At 63.5% G+C, this 19,061-nt stretch carries 22 protein-coding genes; 15 read left to right on the forward strand and 7 right to left on the reverse strand.

Going from position 1 to position 19,061, the window contains the following annotated elements; all coding sequences use genetic code 11:
* Positions 1-226: 226 nt before the first annotated feature.
* Positions 227-1,450: an MFS transporter gene (locus tag ACYG97_RS01345; RefSeq protein WP_023732100.1), complete on the reverse strand. Its 1,224-nt coding sequence runs from the start codon at positions 1,448-1,450 to the stop codon at positions 227-229.
* Positions 1,451-1,568: 118 nt separating this feature from the next.
* Between ACYG97_RS01345 and ACYG97_RS01350 the strand changes: the two genes are divergently transcribed.
* The 8 genes from ACYG97_RS01350 (at position 1,569) to ACYG97_RS01385 (ending at position 8,189) form a co-directional block, all read left to right on the forward strand.
* Positions 1,569-2,177, forward strand: a complete 609-nt coding sequence (locus ACYG97_RS01350; RefSeq protein WP_023732099.1) for a TetR/AcrR family transcriptional regulator — start codon at positions 1,569-1,571, stop codon at positions 2,175-2,177.
* A 94-nt stretch (positions 2,178-2,271) separates the two neighbouring features.
* Positions 2,272-3,255: a hypothetical protein gene (locus tag ACYG97_RS01355; protein ID WP_023698510.1), complete on the forward strand. Its 984-nt coding sequence runs from the start codon at positions 2,272-2,274 to the stop codon at positions 3,253-3,255.
* Positions 3,256-3,326: 71 nt separating this feature from the next.
* A complete protein-coding gene (locus ACYG97_RS01360) occupies positions 3,327-4,253 on the forward strand; it encodes a histone deacetylase family protein (protein WP_023685412.1) in 927 nt (308 codons plus the stop codon).
* A 3-nt stretch (positions 4,254-4,256) separates the two neighbouring features.
* A complete protein-coding gene (locus ACYG97_RS01365; RefSeq protein ID WP_023668433.1) occupies positions 4,257-4,508 on the forward strand; it encodes an exodeoxyribonuclease VII small subunit in 252 nt (83 codons plus the stop codon).
* 38 nt (positions 4,509-4,546) lie between these two features.
* On the forward strand, positions 4,547-4,813 hold the full coding sequence (locus tag ACYG97_RS01370; protein ID WP_023668432.1) for a DUF2277 domain-containing protein: 267 nt from the start codon (positions 4,547-4,549) through the stop codon (positions 4,811-4,813).
* A 10-nt stretch (positions 4,814-4,823) separates the two neighbouring features.
* Positions 4,824-5,744 carry a pirin family protein gene (locus ACYG97_RS01375; protein WP_023687141.1) on the forward strand — a complete coding sequence of 307 codons (921 nt, stop codon included), beginning with the start codon at positions 4,824-4,826 and terminating at the stop codon, positions 5,742-5,744.
* 101 nt (positions 5,745-5,845) lie between these two features.
* Entirely contained in the window at positions 5,846-7,759 is a 1,914-nt protein-coding gene (gene dxs, locus ACYG97_RS01380; protein WP_023732098.1) for a 1-deoxy-D-xylulose-5-phosphate synthase, read from the forward strand.
* 145 nt (positions 7,760-7,904) lie between these two features.
* Positions 7,905-8,189, forward strand: a complete 285-nt coding sequence (locus ACYG97_RS01385) for a hypothetical protein (protein WP_023668429.1) — start codon at positions 7,905-7,907, stop codon at positions 8,187-8,189.
* On the opposite strand, the gene ACYG97_RS01390 is transcribed toward ACYG97_RS01385, so the two are convergent.
* The gene (locus ACYG97_RS01390; protein ID WP_023687142.1) at positions 8,186-8,587 is read right to left on the reverse strand and encodes a GFA family protein; all 402 of its coding nucleotides are present in this window, start codon (positions 8,585-8,587) and stop codon (positions 8,186-8,188) included. The genes ACYG97_RS01385 and ACYG97_RS01390 overlap by 4 nt on opposite strands.
* A gap of 146 nt (positions 8,588-8,733) precedes the next feature.
* Here ACYG97_RS01390 and ACYG97_RS01395 point away from each other — a divergent pair, with 146 nt between their 5' ends.
* On the forward strand, positions 8,734-9,528 hold the full coding sequence (locus tag ACYG97_RS01395; RefSeq protein ID WP_023732097.1) for a TlyA family RNA methyltransferase: 795 nt from the start codon (positions 8,734-8,736) through the stop codon (positions 9,526-9,528).
* Complete coding sequence (locus ACYG97_RS01400) at positions 9,525-10,760, forward strand: class I SAM-dependent RNA methyltransferase (protein WP_023668426.1); 1,236 nt, start codon at positions 9,525-9,527, stop codon at positions 10,758-10,760. The genes ACYG97_RS01395 and ACYG97_RS01400 overlap by 4 nt, the downstream gene beginning before the upstream one ends.
* A 66-nt stretch (positions 10,761-10,826) precedes the next feature.
* On the opposite strand, the gene ACYG97_RS01405 is transcribed toward ACYG97_RS01400, so the two are convergent.
* The 5 genes from ACYG97_RS01405 to ACYG97_RS01425 form a co-directional block, all read right to left on the reverse strand.
* On the reverse strand, positions 10,827-11,216 hold the full coding sequence (locus ACYG97_RS01405; RefSeq protein ID WP_023732096.1) for a type II toxin-antitoxin system VapC family toxin: 390 nt from the start codon (positions 11,214-11,216) through the stop codon (positions 10,827-10,829).
* The gene (locus ACYG97_RS01410; protein ID WP_081725433.1) at positions 11,203-11,478 is read right to left on the reverse strand and encodes an AbrB/MazE/SpoVT family DNA-binding domain-containing protein; all 276 of its coding nucleotides are present in this window, start codon (positions 11,476-11,478) and stop codon (positions 11,203-11,205) included. Before ACYG97_RS01410 ends, ACYG97_RS01405 begins: the two co-directional genes overlap by 14 nt.
* 79 nt (positions 11,479-11,557) lie before the next feature.
* On the reverse strand, positions 11,558-12,970 hold the full coding sequence (gene tldD, locus ACYG97_RS01415; RefSeq protein WP_023732095.1) for a metalloprotease TldD: 1,413 nt from the start codon (positions 12,968-12,970) through the stop codon (positions 11,558-11,560).
* Between the two features lie 210 nt (positions 12,971-13,180).
* On the reverse strand, positions 13,181-13,648 hold the full coding sequence (locus ACYG97_RS01420) for a YbjN domain-containing protein (RefSeq protein WP_050590349.1): 468 nt from the start codon (positions 13,646-13,648) through the stop codon (positions 13,181-13,183).
* Positions 13,649-13,721: 73 nt separating this feature from the next.
* Positions 13,722-14,306, reverse strand: coding sequence for an invasion associated locus B family protein (locus ACYG97_RS01425; RefSeq protein WP_023668422.1), 585 nt, complete (start codon positions 14,304-14,306; stop codon positions 13,722-13,724).
* A 363-nt stretch (positions 14,307-14,669) separates the two neighbouring features.
* Between ACYG97_RS01425 and coxB the strand changes: the two genes are divergently transcribed.
* From coxB to ACYG97_RS01450, 5 genes are all read left to right on the forward strand, one after another.
* Complete coding sequence (gene coxB, locus ACYG97_RS01430; protein WP_050485823.1) at positions 14,670-15,566, forward strand: cytochrome c oxidase subunit II; 897 nt, start codon at positions 14,670-14,672, stop codon at positions 15,564-15,566.
* 38 nt (positions 15,567-15,604) lie between these two features.
* Positions 15,605-17,257: a cytochrome c oxidase subunit I gene (gene ctaD / locus ACYG97_RS01435; protein WP_023668420.1), complete on the forward strand. Its 1,653-nt coding sequence runs from the start codon at positions 15,605-15,607 to the stop codon at positions 17,255-17,257.
* Positions 17,258-17,328: 71 nt separating this feature from the next.
* Positions 17,329-18,273 carry a heme o synthase gene (locus tag ACYG97_RS01440; RefSeq protein WP_023668419.1) on the forward strand — a complete coding sequence of 315 codons (945 nt, stop codon included), beginning with the start codon at positions 17,329-17,331 and terminating at the stop codon, positions 18,271-18,273.
* Positions 18,274-18,275: 2 nt separating this feature from the next.
* Positions 18,276-18,425 (forward strand): hypothetical protein, encoded by a 150-nt coding sequence (locus ACYG97_RS01445; protein ID WP_023698516.1) that lies wholly within the window; start codon positions 18,276-18,278, stop codon positions 18,423-18,425.
* Between the two features lie 8 nt (positions 18,426-18,433).
* A complete protein-coding gene (locus ACYG97_RS01450; protein WP_023687150.1) occupies positions 18,434-19,060 on the forward strand; it encodes a cytochrome c oxidase assembly protein in 627 nt (208 codons plus the stop codon).
* Position 19,061: the final 1 nt, after the last annotated feature.

Here is a 19,061-nt window from a genome sequence, read left to right on the forward strand (position 1 = left end):
AAGCAAGGAGCGAAGCGACGCGGCGCAGACCATAGGATCCATGCCGCGACTTCGACGCGTTGCAACGGTGCAGAATTCTGCTCCGCTGCACCCTACGGTAACGGAATGGCTCCTCGGGTCTGCGCGTCCGCTTCGCTCCCGCTTCGCCCGTGGATGACGACGCCAGAGGCCTCACCTAATTCCGAACGTTTGCGGTGGTCTCCAAAGCGAACGTCAGGCCGCGTCCTTACTCCGCGGGAACGGCGGCCGCGTCGCATCCGTCCAGCTCGCATGTGTGGGTGGCCAGGCTGCGCTGGCCCAGCAACACCGTGACCAATGCGATGACGCCGGCCGCCACCGAGACCCAGAACCCGTTGCGGGCGCCGAATTCATCCACCACCGCACCGGCGGCAAACGAACCGAGCGCCATGCCGATGCCGATGCCTGTCATCACCCAGGTGATGCCTTCGGTCAGCATCGCTTCCGGCACGTGGCGTTCGATCAGGCCGAAGGCGGTGATGAAGGTTGGCGAGATCGCCACGCCGCTGATGAAAACGGTCAGCGCCAGCAGCGGCACCGTGTCGGCGGTGAGCGGCAGCAGCGTGCCGAGCGCAACGAGGGCGACCGCGAGGGCCAACTGGCGCTGCAGCGGCGCTTTCAGGTTGAGCGCACCGACGACGAGGCCAAGCGCGAACGATCCCAGGGCATAGACGCCGATGACGAGGCTGGCGGCGCCGGGCTGGCCGAGTTCCTTGGTGATCGCCACCGTGCTCACTTCCGTCGTCGCGAAGGTGGCGCCGACGAAGATCAGGGCGAAGGTGATGATCTGCACCGGCCGCAAGCGGATTGCCGAGCCGCTGGAGACATGGTCCACCGGCCGCACTTGCGGTTCGGTCGAGCGTTGCAGGATGAAGGCGGTCGAGCCAAGGGCGAGGAACACCGTGCTCACCAGGACGCCGGCTTCGGGGAAGAGCGCGGCGCTCAAGCCTACCGACAGCGACGCGCCGGCGATATAGACCAGTTCGTCCGCAGCCGACTCGAAGGCGAATGCGGTGTTCATCTGCGGCCGGCCGCGGAAAATCTCTGTCCAGCGCGCGCGCACCATGGCCGGCATGCTGGGCATGGCGGCGGCCGCCAGCGCCGACACGAACAGCGTCCACACCGGCCAGTCCCGATTGGCTGCGGCAATCAGCACCGCGAAGGCGAGCACGGTGAGGATGGTGGTCGGAACCACGATCCGCGTCTGGCCAAGGCGATCGACCAGCCGTGATATCTGCGGCGCCACGAAAGCGTTGCTCAGCGCGAAAGTCGCCGAGACAGCTCCCGCCAGCCAGTATTCGCCACGTGTCTGCGAGAGCATGGCCACGATGCCGATCGGCGCCATGGCGATCGGCAGCCGCGCGAGGAAGCCCGCGGCGGCAAACCCCTTGGCTCCAGGGGCACGAAAGATTTCCGAGTATGGGTTTTGCATGGCTGGCTCCTCGACAAAGGCCAATTCGACAATTACATACGATGCGTATGAATGTATGTAATCCATACGCCGCGTATGTCAATTGGCATACGAAGCGTATATGAATAAGGCCAGAACCATGCACAGACCCCGCAAGGAGATGATTGCCGAAACGCGCGCCAAGCTGATCACGGCGGCCCGCCACGCTTTCGGCACGATCGGCTATGCCGAGGCCTCGATGGATGATTTCACCGCCTCGGCCGGGCTGACGCGCGGTGCGCTCTATCATCATTTCGGCGACAAGAAGGGCCTGCTGCAGGCCGTCATCGCCGAAATCGATGGCGAGATGGCCGTCCGCATCCATGAGATTGCGTCGCGGGCGCCAAGCCGCTGGCAGCGTTTCGTCGACGAATGCACGACCTATATCGAGATGGCGCTGGAGCCGGAAATCCAGCGCATCATGTTTCGCGACGGTCCGGCTGTGCTCGGCGATCCGGCGCAATGGCCGAACGCCAATGCCTGCGTCGGCTCGATGACCGATCATCTGACGGCTCTGCAGCAGGAGGGGGTGGTCGTCCCCGGCGTCGACCCCGAAACCGCCGCCCGGCTGATCAACGGCGCCAGCAGCCAGGCGGCGCAGCGCATCGCCAATTCGAACGACCCCGAAGCGACGTCGAAGACCGTGGTGGCAGCCTTCCAGCAACTGCTTGAAGGCCTTCTCAAAAAACAGGGTTCGCAGCCGGCCTGAAATCTGGTCGGCCGAGACCCGGCATTTGCCGAGATTGACAATTCCCGGCCCGGGTTCATCCTCGCCGTCCATCTCTGAGGGGAGATTCGGGCGCATGTGGGATTTCGAAATCGGCAGGTCGGTGTCCATCATGATCAGGACATGGCCATTCATCGTCTTTCGCATGATCGTCTATTTCGGCATCACGCTCGCCTATATCGTGGCGACCGGCAGCGGCGCCTCGGTCGGCTATGGCGTCGGCCATATCTCCACCGATCCCGACGGGCCGCTTTCCTTTGCACTGTGGGGCGGCATCGTCGGCATCGGCATCGTTTCGATCGCGCTCTACTGGATCCGCGAATACATCCTCTACGTCGTCAAGGCCGGCCATATCGCCGTCATGGTGCATCTGATCGATGGCCGGGACGTTCCCAGTGGGCAGGACCAGATCGCCTACGCCAAGGACGTGGTGAAGGAGCGTTTCGCCGAGGCCAACATCCTTTTCGTGGTCGACCAGCTGGTCAAGGGCGCCATCCGCGCCATCACCGGCCTGATCGGCGGCATCGCCGCCTTCCTGCCCATTCCGGGCCTCGGCGGTCCGGTCGCTTTCATCAATACGGTGATCCGCCTGTCGCTGACCTATGTTGACGAGATCATCCTCGGCTACAACATCCGCATCAACTCGTCGTCGCCCTTCGAAACCGCCCGGCAAGGCGTCGTGCTCTATGCCCAGAACGGCAAGACCATGGTCAAGAACGCGGTCTGGCTGGCTGTCATCATGTGGGCCGTGTCCTTCGTCATCTTCCTTTTGATGCTGGCGCCGGCCGCCGCCATCATGTGGTTCATACCGGGGCAGCTCGGCGGCTGGGCCTTCGTGCTCGCCATCCTCCTTGCCTGGGCCTTCAAGGCGGCCTTCATCGAACCCTTCGCCATCGCCTGCCTGATGCAGGTCTATTTTAGGACTATCGAAGGCCAGGTGCCGAACGCCGAATGGGACCAGCGGCTGGCCGAGGCGTCGTCCAAGTTCAGGGAACTCAGGGACAAGGCGGTGGCTTCCTTCGGCGGCTCGCGCTGGACGCAGCCCGCGCCCGGGGTGTAATCCCTGTTGAACGTCGGGGCGGTGAGGCGTCAAACCATGGTCAAAGCGGCCGGGCGCGCCTATATCGGGTCATGGTCACCAGGCTCTACACCCATCCGATCTTCCTCGAACATCTGACGCCCCCCGGTCATCCGGAGCGGCCGGACCGCTTGCGCGCTATCGAGCGCGTGCTCGACGACGAGGCCTTCACCGCACTCGATCGGGTAACGGCGCCGCAAGGCGACGAGGCCACAATCCTCTACGCCCACCCCGAGGATTTCGTCGCCCGCGTCCGCGCCGCGATCCCTGAAAGCGGCATTGCCTCGATCGACGCCGACACCAGCGCCAGCCCGAAAAGCTGGCAGGCGGTGGTCACTGCCATCGGTGCGGCCAACGCTGCCGTCGACGATGTTTTCGAGGGCAGCGTCGCCAACGCCTTCGTCGCCGCGCGTCCGCCCGGCCATCATGCCGAAAAGACCACGGCCATGGGCTTTTGCCTGTTCAACACCGCGGCGATCGCGGCCCGCTACGCGCAGAAGAAACACGGCGCCGAGCGTGTCGCCATCGTCGACTGGGACGTGCATCACGGCAATGGCACGCAGGACATTTTCTGGGACGATCCCTCGGTGCTCTATTGTTCGACGCACCAGATGCCGCTCTATCCCGGCACCGGGGCTAAAAACGAAACCGGCGCCGGCAACATCGTCAACGCGCCGCTGGCGCCGCAGACCGGCTCGGACATGTTTCGCGATGCCTTGCTGTCGCGCGTCCTGCCGGCACTCGACAATTTCGCGCCCGATCTGATCATCATTTCCGCAGGCTTCGACGCTCACCATCGCGATCCGTTGGCCGAGATCAACCTCAGCGAGGACGATTTCGACTGGGCGACCGGCCAGTTGCTGGAACGCGCCGGGCGCCACAGCGGCAACCGGCTCGTCAGCCTGCTCGAGGGCGGCTACGATCTGCAGGGATTGGCATTTTCGGTCGCTGCCCATGTCGGGCGGCTGATGAAGGGATAAAGTATGGCTGGCGAAGCAAACGAAGACGTCAAGGCGATGAGCTTCGAGCAGGCACTCGACGCGCTGGAAAAGATTGTCGATGATCTCGAACGCGGCGACGTGCCGCTCGACCAGTCGATCAAGATCTATGAGCGCGGCGAGGCGCTGAAGGCCCATTGCGACCGGCTGCTGAAGGCCGCCGAAGACAAGGTCGAGAAGATCAGGCTGTCGCGTGATGGCAAACCGGTGGGAACGGAGCCGCTCGACGCGGAGTAGTGGAATGGGGCGGGCATAAAGCAGATAGGAGTTCAAGCATGTGCAGAAACATCAAGACCCTGTTCAATTTCGAGCCGCCGGCGACCCATGACGAGATCCGCGACGCCGCCCTTCAATTCGTGCGCAAACTGAGCGGAACGACGCGCCCCTCGCAGCGCAACCAGGCAGCCTTCGACCGTGCCGTCGAGGCGATCGCCGAATCGGCGCATGAATTGCTGCATTCGCTGGAAACCACGCATCATCCGCGCAATCGTGAAGAGGTGGCGGCCAAGGCAAAAGCCAAATCGGCGCTCCGCTTCGCCTGAGGACATCCAGATGAGTTTCTTCCCCGGCAAGGACCCTGAGCCTGGCGATGCCTTCGCCAGCGACCAGATCGAGCTCATGGTCATTCCAAACGCCAAGGACATTGGCGGCTTCCAGGTTCGTCGCGCTCTGCCGACGGCAAAGCGGCGGCTGGTCGGTCCCTTCATCTTCTTCGACCGCATGGGGCCGGCGATCTTGCGCGCCGGCCAGGCGATGGATGTGCGCCCGCACCCGCATATCGGGCTTTCCACCGTCACCTATCTGTTCGACGGCAATATCAGGCACCGCGATTCGCTCGGCACCGAGATGGTCATCCAGCCCGGCGACGTGAATTTGATGACCGCCGGCCGCGGCATTGTCCATTCCGAGCGCACGCCCGAAGAACTGCGCGGCGCGCCGATGTCGGTCTCCGGCCTGCAGACATGGCTGGCTTTGCCCGACGGCAAGGAGGAAGTGGCGCCGGTGTTCGAGAACACGGCCGCGCTCCTTCTGCCCGAGATCGACGCCGAAGGTGTTTCCGGCCGCGTGGTGATCGGCGATTTCCAGGGACTGCGCTCGCCGGTAAGAGCCGACACCGAGACGCTCTACGCCGATCTGAGGCTGGCGCCCGGCGCCAGCGTCAAAATTCCCGCCGACGCCGAGGAACGCGCCATCTACACGCTGGACGGCGATGTCTCGGTTTCGGGCGACCGTTTTCCGGCCGAACGGCTGCTGGTGTTCCGGCCTGGTGACGAGATCGTCGTGTCGTCCGAGCGCGGCGCCCATTTCATGCTCTTCGGGGGCGCTTCGCTCGGCTCTCCGCGCCACATCTGGTGGAACTTCGTCTCGTCGTCGAAGGAACGCATCGAACAGGCCAAGCAGGAATGGAAGACGGGCCGCTTCGATATCGTTCCTGGAGATGAGGAAGAGTTCATTCCGTTACCGGACAATTAACGTCAGCATCACCCGCGTCACTGACACGCATTTACATTCCGGCGACGCAGGCATATTTCGCCATGATCGACGCGCATTATAGCTGAGCAGGCCCTTTAACAGTGAACGCAACGCTGCATACGCCGCTTCTCGACAAGGTCCGCATTCCAGCCGACCTGAAGAAGCTTGACGAAAGCGAGCTGCCGCAGCTGGCCTCGGAGCTGCGCGCCGAGCTGATCGATGCCGTCTCGCATACGGGCGGGCATCTCGGCGCCGGCCTCGGTGTCGTCGAACTGACGGTGGCGCTGCACTATGTCTTCAACACGCCGGAAGACCGCGTGATCTGGGATGTCGGCCACCAGGCCTATCCACACAAGATCCTGACCGGCCGCCGCGACCGCATCCGAACGCTCAGGCAAGAAGGCGGCCTGTCCGGCTTCACCCGTCGCGCCGAGAGCGAATACGACCCGTTCGGCGCCGCGCACTCTTCGACCTCCATTTCCGCCGGCCTCGGCATGGCCATGGCGCGCGACCTCTCGGGCGGCCACAACAATGTCATTGCCGTCATCGGCGACGGCGCCATGTCCGCCGGCATGGCCTATGAAGCCATGAACAATGCCGGCGCGCTTGATGCTCGCCTGATCGTGATCCTGAACGACAACGACATGTCGATCGCGCCGCCGACCGGCGCCATGAGCGCCTATCTGGCCCGGCTCGCGTCGGGCAAGACCTATCTTGGGCTGCGCGATTTCGGCAAGAAGCTGACCTCCTATCTCGGCAAACGCGCCGATCGCGCCATCAAGCGGGCGGTCGAGCATGCGCGCGGCTACGTCACCGGCGGCACGCTGTTCGAGGAGCTCGGCTTCTACCACATCGGCCCCATCGACGGCCACAATCTCGAGCATCTGATCCCGGTGCTGAAGAACGTCCGCGACCATGCCGACGGCCCGGTGCTGATCCATGTCGTGACCCAGAAGGGTAAGGGCTACGCGCCGGCTGAGGCCGCGGCCGACAAATATCACGGCGTCAACAAGTTCGACGTCATCACCGGCGCGCAGACCAAGGCCCCGGCCAATGCGCCGGCCTACACCAAGGTGTTCGCCGAGAGCCTGGTCCAGGAGGCCCGCCTGGACGACCGCATCGTCGCCGTCACCGCCGCCATGCCGAACGGCACTGGCCTCGATTTGTTCGGCGAGGCGTTTCCGACCCGGACCTTCGATGTCGGCATTGCCGAGCAACATGCCGTGACCTTCGCCGCCGGCCTGGCCAGCGAGGGCTACAAGCCCTTCGCCGCCATCTATTCGACCTTCCTGCAGCGCGCCTACGATCAGGTCGTCCATGACGTGGCGATCCAGAAACTGCCGGTGCGTTTCCCGATCGACCGCGCCGGTTTCGTCGGCGCCGACGGCGCCACTCATTGCGGCGCCTTCGACACCACCTTCCTGGCGACGCTGCCGGGCTTCGTGGTGATGGCGGCTGCCGACGAGGCGGAGCTTCGCCACATGGTGCGCACCGCCGCCTATTATGACGAAGGCCCGATCGCCTTCCGCTATCCGCGCGGCAATGGCGTCGGCGTCGACATGCCGGAGCGCGGCTCGGTGCTCGAAATCGGCAAGGGCCGCATCGTCAGGGAAGGCACCAAGGTGGCGCTTCTGTCCTTTGGCACAAGACTGCAGGACTGTCTTCTGGCGGCCGAGGAACTCGGCGCGGCCGGATTGTCGACAACGGTTGCGGATGCCCGTTTCGCCAAGCCGCTCGACGAGGATTTGATCCGCCGTCTTGCCCGCTCGCACGAAGTGCTGGTGACGGTGGAAGAGGGCGCTGTCGGCGGTTTCGCCAGCCACGTGCTGCAGTTCCTCGCCCATGAAGGCTTGCTGGAAAGCGGTCTGAAAGTTCGGCCGCTGGTGCTGCCGGACGAGTTCACCGACCACGCCAAGCCGGAAAAAATGTATGCCGATGCCGGGCTCGACGCGGCCGGCATCGTGCGCACCGTGTTCGTCGCGCTCGGCCATTCCGCGCGCGCGCAGCGCGCCTGAATCAAACCTCACGCAGCTGAAGCAGTTGCCTGTGCAAGCCTAACACTTTGTTAACGCTTCTCTTTGGCGTTTCGCTTACCTTCTCTTTTGGCCGTTTTTCAACGCCGCCCTGCTAGAACTGCCTCCAGGCAGGGAGTTAAAAACAATGCGAACGCTTCTGTGCGGCGCGGCCCTTTTGGCCGTCATCGCCGCGCCGGCCATGGCCGAGACGCGCTATGACCGCAAGCTCGAACAGGCGGTGGCAGGCATCGTCGCCCGCAAGATGGGCGATATCAGGGGCGCTTTTTCCTACAAGCAGGTGCCGCAGCTTGTCGTCGTGCCGGACGCACCAGTCGTTGCTGTCGAGCGCCCGCGCAAGCAGGCTTCAGATGACGGAAGCGACGGCCTGATGCCGGCCGTTGAACGGCAGGTCTCACGGACGATCTTCTAAAACCACATATCGCGCACGCAGCGCCCATCGCGCGGCAGGTCGTCATAAGTGTCCAGCCCGTCGAAATGGTCGATCGGCAGGTCGGCGACCGCCTCCGGCGGCGCCAGCCTGACATTGACGGCGATACGCGTGCGGCCGCTGTCGCTGCGGCGCAAACCGCGCCAGGCAAGCACACAGGCACATGTCGGGCAAAACAGGATTTCCAGCGACGGCGTCTCCTTGCCGGCGCGGGTGTAGGACTGCACAGGCCCCGCAAGCCGGATACGCTCGTCGACAAAGTCATAGGCCCAGAGCGTGCCATAGCGGCGGCAAAGCGTGCAATTGCAGGCCGTGATCGGGCCGGGATCGCCTTCCAGGGTCCAGTGGGCGGCGCCGCAATGGCAGGTTCCCGTCAGCATTCGTCTTCCTCCGCATTGCCTGAGCCTCTACATCTTGCCGGACTGGCTGCGATATTCAACCGGGCGGACTGGCTTGCGGCCCGGGTCTCGACGTCCTCCCATGCCAATGTCCTTGCCTTCGCGGCCGGCTTTCGCCATGAAGGCCGATGAACTCCCCTCTGCCAGCCAGCACACGCCAGCGGCTCGACGAATTGCTCGTCCAGCGCGGCCTGTTTGCGAGCCGCTCGCGCGCCCGCGACGCGGTCGAGCGCGGCACCGTGACGGTCGACGGCGTGGTCGCCCGCAAGCCCGGCCAGACGGTTCTGCCGCACTGTCTCATCGTCATCGACGATCCGGCGCAGGGTTATGTCTCACGCGCGGCGCTGAAGCTGATCGCCGGGCTCGACCATTTCAGTCTCGATCCTGCGGGTAGTGAAGCTCTCGATATCGGCGCCTCGACCGGCGGCTTCACCCAGGTGCTGCTCGAACGCGGCGCGGCCCATGTCACTGCCGTCGATGTCGGCCACGGCCAGATGCATCCCGGTGTCTCGTCCGACCCGCGCGTCACCGTGATCGAGGGCCTCAACGCTCGCGAGCTCACGGCTGCCGATCTCGGCGGCCGCATCCCGGATTTCATCGTCTCCGACGTCAGCTTCATCTCGTTGAAACTGGCGATGCCACCGGCGTTGGCATTGGCACGGGACGGCGCTCGTGCGGTGTTTCTGGTCAAGCCGCAATTCGAGGCCGGCCGCGAGGCAATCGGCAAGGGCGGTCTGTTGAAAGACCCTTATGACGCTGCCCGTGTGGCCGGCTTGCTGCAGGAATGGCTCGAAGGCGTCCCTGGCTGGCGTACATTGGGTCTGCACATGTCGCCGATCGAAGGCGGGGACGGCAACCGCGAATTCCTGCTTGCCGGGATCAAGGATGCCGGGATCAAGGATGCCGGGACCAAGGACCGATGAGCACGGGCTTCACCATCAAGAGACTGGGTTCGCAGGGCGACGGCGTCGCCGAGACGGAAACCGGCGAGCTGTTCATTCCCTTCACCCTGCCCGGCGAGACCGTCACCGCCGCGCGCGAGAGGGATCGCGCCATGCTGATGGCGGTATTGGAGACGTCGCCGCTGCGTATCGATCCGGCCTGCCGGCATTTCACCGAATGCGGCGGCTGCGCCGTCCAGCATCTGCAAGCCGACGCTTACCAGCAATGGAAACGCGACAAGGTCGTGCACGCCTTGAAAGGCATTGCCGGCGACATCGGCGCCCTGGTGCCGTGTGCGCCACACACACGCCGCCGCGTCGTGCTTGCCGCCAGGCGCGCCGACACAGGCATGCTGCTTGGCTTCCATCGCCATCTGTCGCCGGAAATCATCCCCATCGAGGAATGTCCGATCTCACTGCCGGAGATCGTTGCCGCGCTCGATCGCTTGCGATCAGTCGCCGACCTGGTTTGCGCCACCACCAAATCGTTCCGGATGGCGGTCACTGTGACGGGCTCGGGGCTTGACGTCGCTGTCTATGAGTCGGGCAAGCTGGGCGAGAACCAGCGCCGGGTCGCCTCCAACTTCATCATGGCCAATGGCTTTGCCCGGCTTTCGATCGACGACGAGATCGTCATCGAGCCGAAAAAGCCGGTGGTCATGTTCGGCACCGTCGCTGTCGCCATACCGCCTGGCGCATTCCTGCAGGCAACGCAAGCCGCCGAACAGACGATGGCCGATCTCGTTGGCGGACATCTGAAGCGGGCCAGGAAAGTCGCGGATCTTTTCGCCGGCTGCGGCAGCTTTGCGCTTCGGCTGGCGGCCAAATCCGAAGTCCACGCGGTCGAAGGCGACGCGGCAGCCCTTTCGGCGCTCGACCGCGGATCGCGCTTCGCCACCGGCCTGAAGCGGGTAACCGGCGAACGCCGCGACCTGTTCCGGCGGCCGCTGACGTTCAAGGAGCTGAATGCTTTCGATGGCGTCGTCTTCGACCCGCCGCGCGCCGGCGCCGAGGACCAGTCGAAGCAGATCGCCCGCTCGGATGTGCCGTTCGTCGCCGCCGTCTCCTGCAATCCGGTGACGCTGGCACGCGACCTGCGCATCCTGATTGACGGCGGCTACATCTTGAAGAGCGTCACGCCCATCGACCAGTTCCTGTGGTCGCCGCATGTCGAGGCCGTGGCGCTGCTGGAGAAGCCGAAACGGCGACGTTAATCCGCCGATTTTCACAAGGCCGTGCTTGAGTTTGCCGCCCCCCGCAAGACGTAGCCGGCTGGCAAACTAGCCTTCGCGAACGCTTTCGTACCCGGCCGCTTGTGCGGCCTTGATGAACTTACGGTCGAAGGACACAAATGCTGAGCAGTGCGAGGACTTGCCCAGATGGAGCGCATCGGCGAAATCCATTCCCGTCTCGGCTAGATTGACCGCGGAAGAGACGATCGCAGCATCCTCTATCTCGACAGTGGGAAGCCCGCCGAACACCCGCAGTGCATTGACGATCGAGGCCTGATCATAACCATAGCCGCTGCGCAGCACCCACTCAGCCTCCAGGATCACCGTGACGGCGACGAAAACGGGCTGACCGTCGATCAGCCGCCGGGCTCGCGGGGACTGCTCGGGATCGTCGTTCGTCAGATACCTGACGACAACGTTGGTATCAATCGCGAGCATGGCGCCGCCGTGCTTCAGCAAGGACGGCCGCGTCCATCTCCTCCAAGGTCTTCGGTCTGCCACTGTGCGGCAGGACACCAAAGACATCTTCTGGTCGTGTCGGGGCAAAGGCAGGCGCCGGTCTCAAAAGTACACCGTCCGGTGTGTCTTCGACCTGCAGGCGCGTGCCCGCGCCCCAGTCCCTCCGTTTGCGGATAGCGCTGGGCAGGATGACTTGTCCCTTGGTCGAGACGGTCGTTATAAGCTTTTCTATTGCACCCATTGCGGTATTACCCTTGTGTAAGACAAAGGTAAGATATCCCTGTGAGGGGAACTATTCAAGCCCGCCGACGTCTCCTCGCTCAAACCCTGGTGCCGCCGACCGTCATCTGGTTCATCCTGAGATGCGGCTGGCCGACGCCGACCGGCACGCCTTGTCCGGCCTTGCCGCACATGCCGATGCCGGTGTCGAGTTTCATGTCGTTGCCGATCATCGACACACGGTGCATGGCGTCCGGTCCGCTGCCGATCAGCATGGCGCCCTTGATCGGCTGCGTCACCTTGCCGTTTTCGATCATGTAGGCCTCGGTGCAGCCGAACACGAACTTGCCTGAGGTGATGTCGACCTGGCCGCCGCCGAAGGATACGGCATAGATGCCGTTCTTGACCGAGGCGATGATCTCATCCGGCTCCATGTCGCCCGCCGTCATATAGGTGTTGGTCATGCGCGGCATCGGCTGATGCGCATAGCCTTCGCGCCGGCCGTTTCCCGTGGCTTTCATGCCCATCAGCCGGGCGTTCTGGCGGTCCTGCATGTAGCCGACAAGCTTGCCGTCCTCGATCAGCACATTGCGGGCCGAAGGCGTGCCTTCATCGTCGACGGTCAGCGAACCCCGCCGCTCCGGCATGGTGCCGTCATCGACCACGGTAACGCCCTTGGCGGCGACCTGCTGGCCGAGCAGGCCGGCAAAGGCGGAGGTCTTCTTGCGGTTGAAGTCGCCCTCCAGCCCATGGCCGACGGCTTCGTGCAGCATCACGCCTGGCCAGCCGCTGGACAAAACGATGTCGAACGTTCCGGCCGGCGCGGGAATGGCTTCGAGATTGACCAGCGCCTGCCTGAGCGCCTCCCTGGCCGCATGCTTCCAGGCGTCCTCGACCAGGAACTCGCCGAACGCCTTGCGCCCGCCCATGCCATAGGAGCCGCTTTCCTGGCGGTCGCCGTCGCCGACGACGACGGAAACGTTGATGCGGACCAGCGGGCGGATGTCGCGCACGATCTGGCCGTCGGCGCGCACGATCTCGACATGCTGCCAGGACGCCGCGAGCGAGGCCGTCACCTGGCGCACGCGCGGGTCCTCGGCGCGCAGCCATGCGTCGATTTCCTGCAACAGCTTGGCCTTGACCTCGAAGGAAGGCGAGGGGATCGGGTTCTCCTCGCCATAGAGATGGCGGTTGGTGCGCGCGGGTGCCGCGGCAAGCGTGCCGGAATAGCCGCCCTTGACGGTCGAGACCGCGTCGGCGGCGCGCAGCAGCGACGCCTCCGAAAGATCGCTGGAATGGGCGTAGCCGCTGGCCTCGCCGGCCACGGCGCGCAGGCCAAAACCCTGGTCGGTGTTGAAATTGGCGGTCTTCAGCCTGCCATTGTCGAACATCAGCGCTTCGCTCTCGCTGTATTCGAGGAAGAGTTCGCCATCATCGGCGCCGTTCAGTGTGTCGGCGACGATCCGCTTGATGCGATCATCTGAAATGTCGAATTGGCCGGTCAGGCTGTTCATGGCAGGTCCGCTCACAGGAGGAATGGTGTTGCCACGATGTAGGCGCGAAGACGCGCCTGCACAATCCGCAATGACGATCCGCAGCCGGACAGTGGAGCGCTAATGCATGTCGCCCAGAAGTGTGCCGCGGTTCTGGGACAACGACATGCATCAAACAAAGACCTAAAGCGCGTCGTATGAATCCGTTTCAGCGCGACGCGCTTTAGGGCCCTACTTCTCGTCCACGAACGCTTTGATGTCGCTGGTCATGGAATCCCAGTTCGAGAACTGCTCTTCGAGATAGGAGCGGGTAACGCCGCCCCTGAACATGACATCCATCTTGAAGTTCGACCCGTCACCGGAAAAGGCCTTCACCCAGCGGTATTTCTTGTTCCATTCATTGGCCTGGTCGGCCGTGAAGGGGTCGGTATAGCCCGAGGAGAACTGGATAGACTTGCACTTCTCATGGTTTTCGCAGCCATAGAAGTAGATCACATATTTCATGCCCTGGAGCCGGCCGGAGATCATCGGATCACCGCCGTCATCCTTGTCCATCTTGGCCGAGCCATAGCCTTTCGCAAGCTCGAAAATGACGGCCGGATCGGGCGCCGTGATGATTTCGGTATCCTCGGCAAAGGCGACGGAAACGGCGCCGGTCAGGATCAGGCCGGTCGAAAAAAGCAAAGAAAAAGCACGCATGATGACCCCCACAGCCAACAATCAAACCCGTGGGAATTGTGCGTCAGGAAAGACGGTTTCGCAAGCATCAAGCTCAGGGCAGGGCGGCAAAACCGTCGGCGAAGCCCTTGAGGTCGACAGGGATGCCGATGCCTTCTTCCGGCGTCTGGAAGACGATGAAGGTGGCCGACGTCCCGGTCTTCAGCGTATCGAGCAGCGGCTTTTCGAGAATGACCTCGGCATAGCAGCCGTCCTGGAAGCAGCGCACGAAATAGGCGCGGCCAATATCCTTGCCGTCGACATTGAGGCCCAGGCCATTGGGCAGCAGAACGCCGAGCGGGGCCAGCACGCGCAGGATCTCGGCCTTGTTGTCGGCGGTGCGCAGGACGACGACGGACAGTCCCATTTCCGGGCGATCCTCGGCAACGACGTTCTGCATCATCACGCATTGTTCCGAGGTGGCGCCGGCCGGCGTGTCGCAGATGATCGACCACGCGCCATGCGTTGACTTGACCGTGCCGCTGGGCTGCGCTGCATTGGCGACGCCGGTTGCGGACGAGCCGATACCGATCAGGGCGGCGAGAAAAACGACCTTCGCCCCGCTTCTCGAAAGCCAAGCGCTTTTCGAATGCCAGGCGCTCTTCGAATGCCAGGCGTTTCTCGAAAGCCAAGAGGTCATGACGGCTCCATTGCGAATCACGGCACTTTAAGCCGCGCCAAGGCCAAGTAAAGGATAGGGCGACCGCCGGTCAGCCCCGGCAGGCGCAATAATGCGCTTTTCCCTAGCAAATTCGCCCGAATTGCGACCGTCGGGCGCATTCCTGACACAAGCCCGCATAGCCTGTCTGTCGACGACCCGCGCGGGCCACGAGGCCGTCGAAACAGCGCGGCAGCACTTGCGCGCAAAAATGCCGCACGGTTTCGCCCGCTCCTTTCTTGCGGAGGGAAATAGAGTATGGTTTGAACCACCCTTGGGACTGTCCGGGATTCCCATCCCGGCATTGTTCGATATTCTTGCGTCGCGATCGCGAGGAACCGGGAGATGAAGAGGGCGATGAGAAAATTCCCAGCAAGCGCCAAATTGATGGCAACGGCAGGCGCCGCCGCCGCATTTTTCGCCGGTGCCTCCGCCCATGCGGCCCAGCCGCAGCCGTGGGAGATGACTTTTCAGCCGCCGGCGACAGACATGATGCGGCAGATCGAGTGGTTCGGGAACTACACGATGTGGTTCGTCGTCCCGATCACTGCTTTGGTTCTGGCGCTTCTCGCCTGGTGCATCTTCAGGTTCCGCGCCAGCAAAAACCCGGTTCCGTCCAAGACCAGCCACAACACGCTGATCGAGATCATCTGGACAGTCGGGCCGGTCGTCGTCCTGCTGTTCATCGCCATTCCCTCGTTCCAGTTGCTGACGGCGCAGTACACGCCGCCGGAAGAGGCCAAGCTGACCGTCAAGGTAACGGGCAATCAGTGGAACTGGGACTATGAGTACCAGACCGAGAACACGCTCTCCTTCAACTCGGCCATCCTGCAGGACGCCGACCGCGCCGCGATCGGCAAGGAAGACCGCAAGGTCTATCCGCGCCTGCTGGCGGTCGACAACGAGCTGGTCGTGCCGGTCAACACCATGACGCGCGTCCTGGTTACCGCAGCCGACGTGATCCATTCCTTTGCCGTTCCGGCCTTCGGCATCAAGATGGACGCGGTTCCCGGCCGCACCAACGAGACGTGGTTCAAGGCGGAAAAGGAAGGCATCTATTACGGCCAGTGCTCGCAGCTCTGCGGCAAGGACCATGCCTTCATGCCGATCGCCGTCCGCGTCGTATCCGATGCGCAGTACAAGACCTGGCTGGCAGCAGCCAAGACCGACCTCCCCGGCGCCAACAAGGCGCTGATGGCCGAGGTCGACGGTACCAACAAGGTAGCGGCCGCCGGCAATTGATGCCGCGGGTTAGCAAGAATTAGGGAACGGAGCCGACCATGGCAGAAGCTGCAGCTCACGACGACCACGACCACAAGCCCTATCATGGCTGGGTCCGGTGGGTGTACTCCACCAACCACAAGGACATCGGCACGCTCTACCTGATCTTCGCGATCTTCGCGGGCATCGTCGGCGGCGCGCTTTCGGTCGTCATCCGCATGGAGCTGCAGGAGCCGGGCATCCAGATCTTCACCGGTCTGGCGCAGATGGTCTATGGCATGAACGGCGATGCCGCCATCGACGGCGGCAAGAGCATGTACAACGCCTTCGGCACCGCGCACGCGCTGATCATGATCTTCTTCATGGTCATGCCGGCGCTGATCGGCGGCTTCGCCAACTGGATGGTGCCGATCATGATCGGCGCGCCTGACATGGCCTTCCCGCGCATGAACAACATCTCGTTCTGGCTGCTGCCGCCGGCCTTCCTGCTGCTCATCGCTTCGGCTTTCATGCCGAGCGCGCCCGGCGCCTATGGCGTTGGCGGCGGCTGGACGCTCTATCCGCCGCTGTCGACCTCCGGCCAGCCCGGGCCGGCCATGGATCTGGCGATCCTGTCGATCCACATTGCCGGCGCGTCCTCGATCCTCGGCGCCATCAACTTCATCACCACCATTTTCAACATGCGCGCGCCGGGCATGACGCTGCACAAAATGCCGCTATTTGCCTGGTCGGTTCTGATCACCGCCTTCCTGCTGCTCTTGTCGCTTCCGGTTCTGGCCGGTGGCATCACCATGCTGCTTACCGACCGCAATTTCGGCACCACCTTCTTCGCCCCGGATGGCGGCGGCGATCCGATCCTGTTCCAGCATCTGTTCTGGTTCTTTGGTCACCCCGAAGTGTACATCCTGATCCTGCCGGGCTTCGGCATCATCAGCCACATCGTCTCGACCTTCTCGAAGAAGCCGGTGTTCGGCTATCTCGGCATGGCCTACGCCATGGTCGCGATCGGCGCCGTCGGCTTCATCGTCTGGGCGCACCACATGTACACGACCGGCCTGTCGCTCGACACGCAGCGCTACTTCGTCTTCGCCACCATGGTCATCGCCGTACCGACAGGCGTGAAGATCTTCTCCTGGATCGCGACGATGTGGGGCGGCTCGATCTCGTTCAAGACGCCGATGCTGTGGGCGCTGGGCTTCATCTTCCTGTTCACGGTCGGCGGCGTCACCGGCGTCCAGCTCGCCAACGCCGGCCTCGACCGCTCGCTGCATGACACCTATTTCGTCATTGCCCACTTCCACTATGTGCTGTCGCTGGGTGCGGTCTTCGCCATCTTCGCCGGCTGGTACTACTGGTTCCCCAAGATGACCGGCTACATGTACTCGCCGGTGATCGCCAACACCCACTTCTGGGTCACCTTCGTCGGCGTCAATTTGATCTTCTTCCCGCAGCATTTCCTCGGCCTGGCCGGCATGCCGCGCCGCACCATCGACTATCCCGACGCGTTCGCCGGCTGGAACATGGTGTCGTCCTACGGCTCCTATATATCGGCCGTCGGCGTGGTGATCTTCCTCTATGGCGTGTTCGAGGCCTTCCAGAAGAAGCGCGTCGCCGGCGCCAACCCGTGGGGCGAGGGTGCAACGACGCTCGAATGGCAGCTGCCTTCGCCGCCGCCTTTCCACCAGTGGGAACAGCTGCCGAAGATCAAGTAAGGCAGCCCGAATACGAAACCGCCGGCCCGCCGGCGGTTTTCGGCCAACGGAATGATTGGACTTATGTACGCATGGCCCTTGTCGACGACCCAATGATTGACGAAGCGGGCTTTCGCATGTCGGAAGCCACGTCGGGCGATTTCTTCGCCCTGCTGAAGCCGCGCGTCATGTCGCTGGTGGTGTTCACGGCCTTTGTCGGCATGGTCGCTGCGCCCGTGACCATCAACCCGCTGCTGGCGGTGATCGCCATCCTGGCCATTGCCATCGGCGCCGGCGCCTCGGGTGCGCTCAACATGTGGTACGACGCCGACATCGATGCGGTGATGAGCCGGACCGCCGGCCGCCCGGTACCGTCCGGCCGCATCCTGCCCGGCGAAGCCCTGAGCTTCGGCCTTGTGCTTTCGGTGCTGTCGGTGATGACCCTGGGCGTGCTGGTCAACTGGCTGTCGGCGGCGCTGCTTGCCTTCACCATCTTCTTCTACGCCGTCGTCTACACGATGTGGCTGAAGCGCTCGACGCCGCAGAACATCGTCATCGGCGGCGCCGCCGGCGCCATCCCGCCGGTCATCGGCTGGGCCGCGGTGACCGGAACGGTGAGCCTGGAAAGCCTCGTCCTGTTCCTGATCATCTTCCTGTGGACGCCGCCGCACTTCTGGGCGCTGGCGCTGTTCAAGTCCGACGACTACGCCAAGGCCGGCATCCCGATGATGCCGAACGTTGCCGGCCAGGCCTCGACCCGCCGCCAGATCTTTGCCTACGCCCTGATCCTGGCGCCGATCGGCGTGCTGCCCTGGGTGCTCGGTTTCACTACCGCCTTCTATGGCGTCGCATCAGTGGCTCTCGGCGCCGGCTTCGTCTGGTATGCCTGGAAAGTGCTGTGCATGACCGATAGCGACCGCGTCATGAAGCCGGCCAAGGCTCTGTTCGCCTATTCGCTGCTCTACCTCTTCGCCATCTTCGCCATCTATCTTGCCGACTGTGTCGTCGGTCGCGCTTTGGCCATCGGTGGAGCATGACTATGATCGACAAGAAGCTTGAACTGGTCACGCTGACCGAAAGCCAGAAGAAGGCGCGGCGCAACCGTTCGGCGGCGATCGGCGTCGCGCTGGCGATTCTGGTCGTCATCTTCTACGTCGCGACCATCGTGAAATTCGGCCATACCGGATGAGGCCGATGATGACCCGCCAGACCGTGACCGATCCCAGGAAGAAGAACACCAACCGCGTCGTCGCCGCCGTCTGCGTCGCCTTCTTCGGCGGCATGATCGGCATGGCCTACGCCGCGGTGCCGCTCTACAAGATGTTCTGCCAGGCCACCGGCTATGGCGGCACCACGCAGCGCGCCGAAAAGCAATATGCCGGCCGCATCCTCGACCGTGACATCACCGTGCGCTTCGACGCCAACACCAACGGCATTCCGTGGCAGTTCCAGCCGGTCGCCCGTTCGGTCACCATCAAGATCGGCGAGACCACGCAGGCGCATTACAGCGCCACCAACAAGCTCGACCGCGCCGTTACCGGCCGCGCCACCTTCAACGTGCAGCCGGAACTGGCGGGCCCCTACTTCAACAAGGTCGAGTGTTTCTGCTTCACCGACACGACGCTGAAGCCCGGCGAGACGCTGGACATGCCAGTCGTGTTCTATGTGGATCCCGATATCGTCAACGTGCCGGAACTGAAGGACTTGAAGACGATCACCCTGTCCTACACGATGTTCCCGGTCCAAAAGAACAAGCCGGTGGCGTCATCGACGCCGAACAGCAGCAGCAAAGTTTCAGATACCGAAGCAAATCTCGGGGGTTGAT

The sequence above is a fragment of the Mesorhizobium sp. W067 genome (assembly GCF_054719525.1).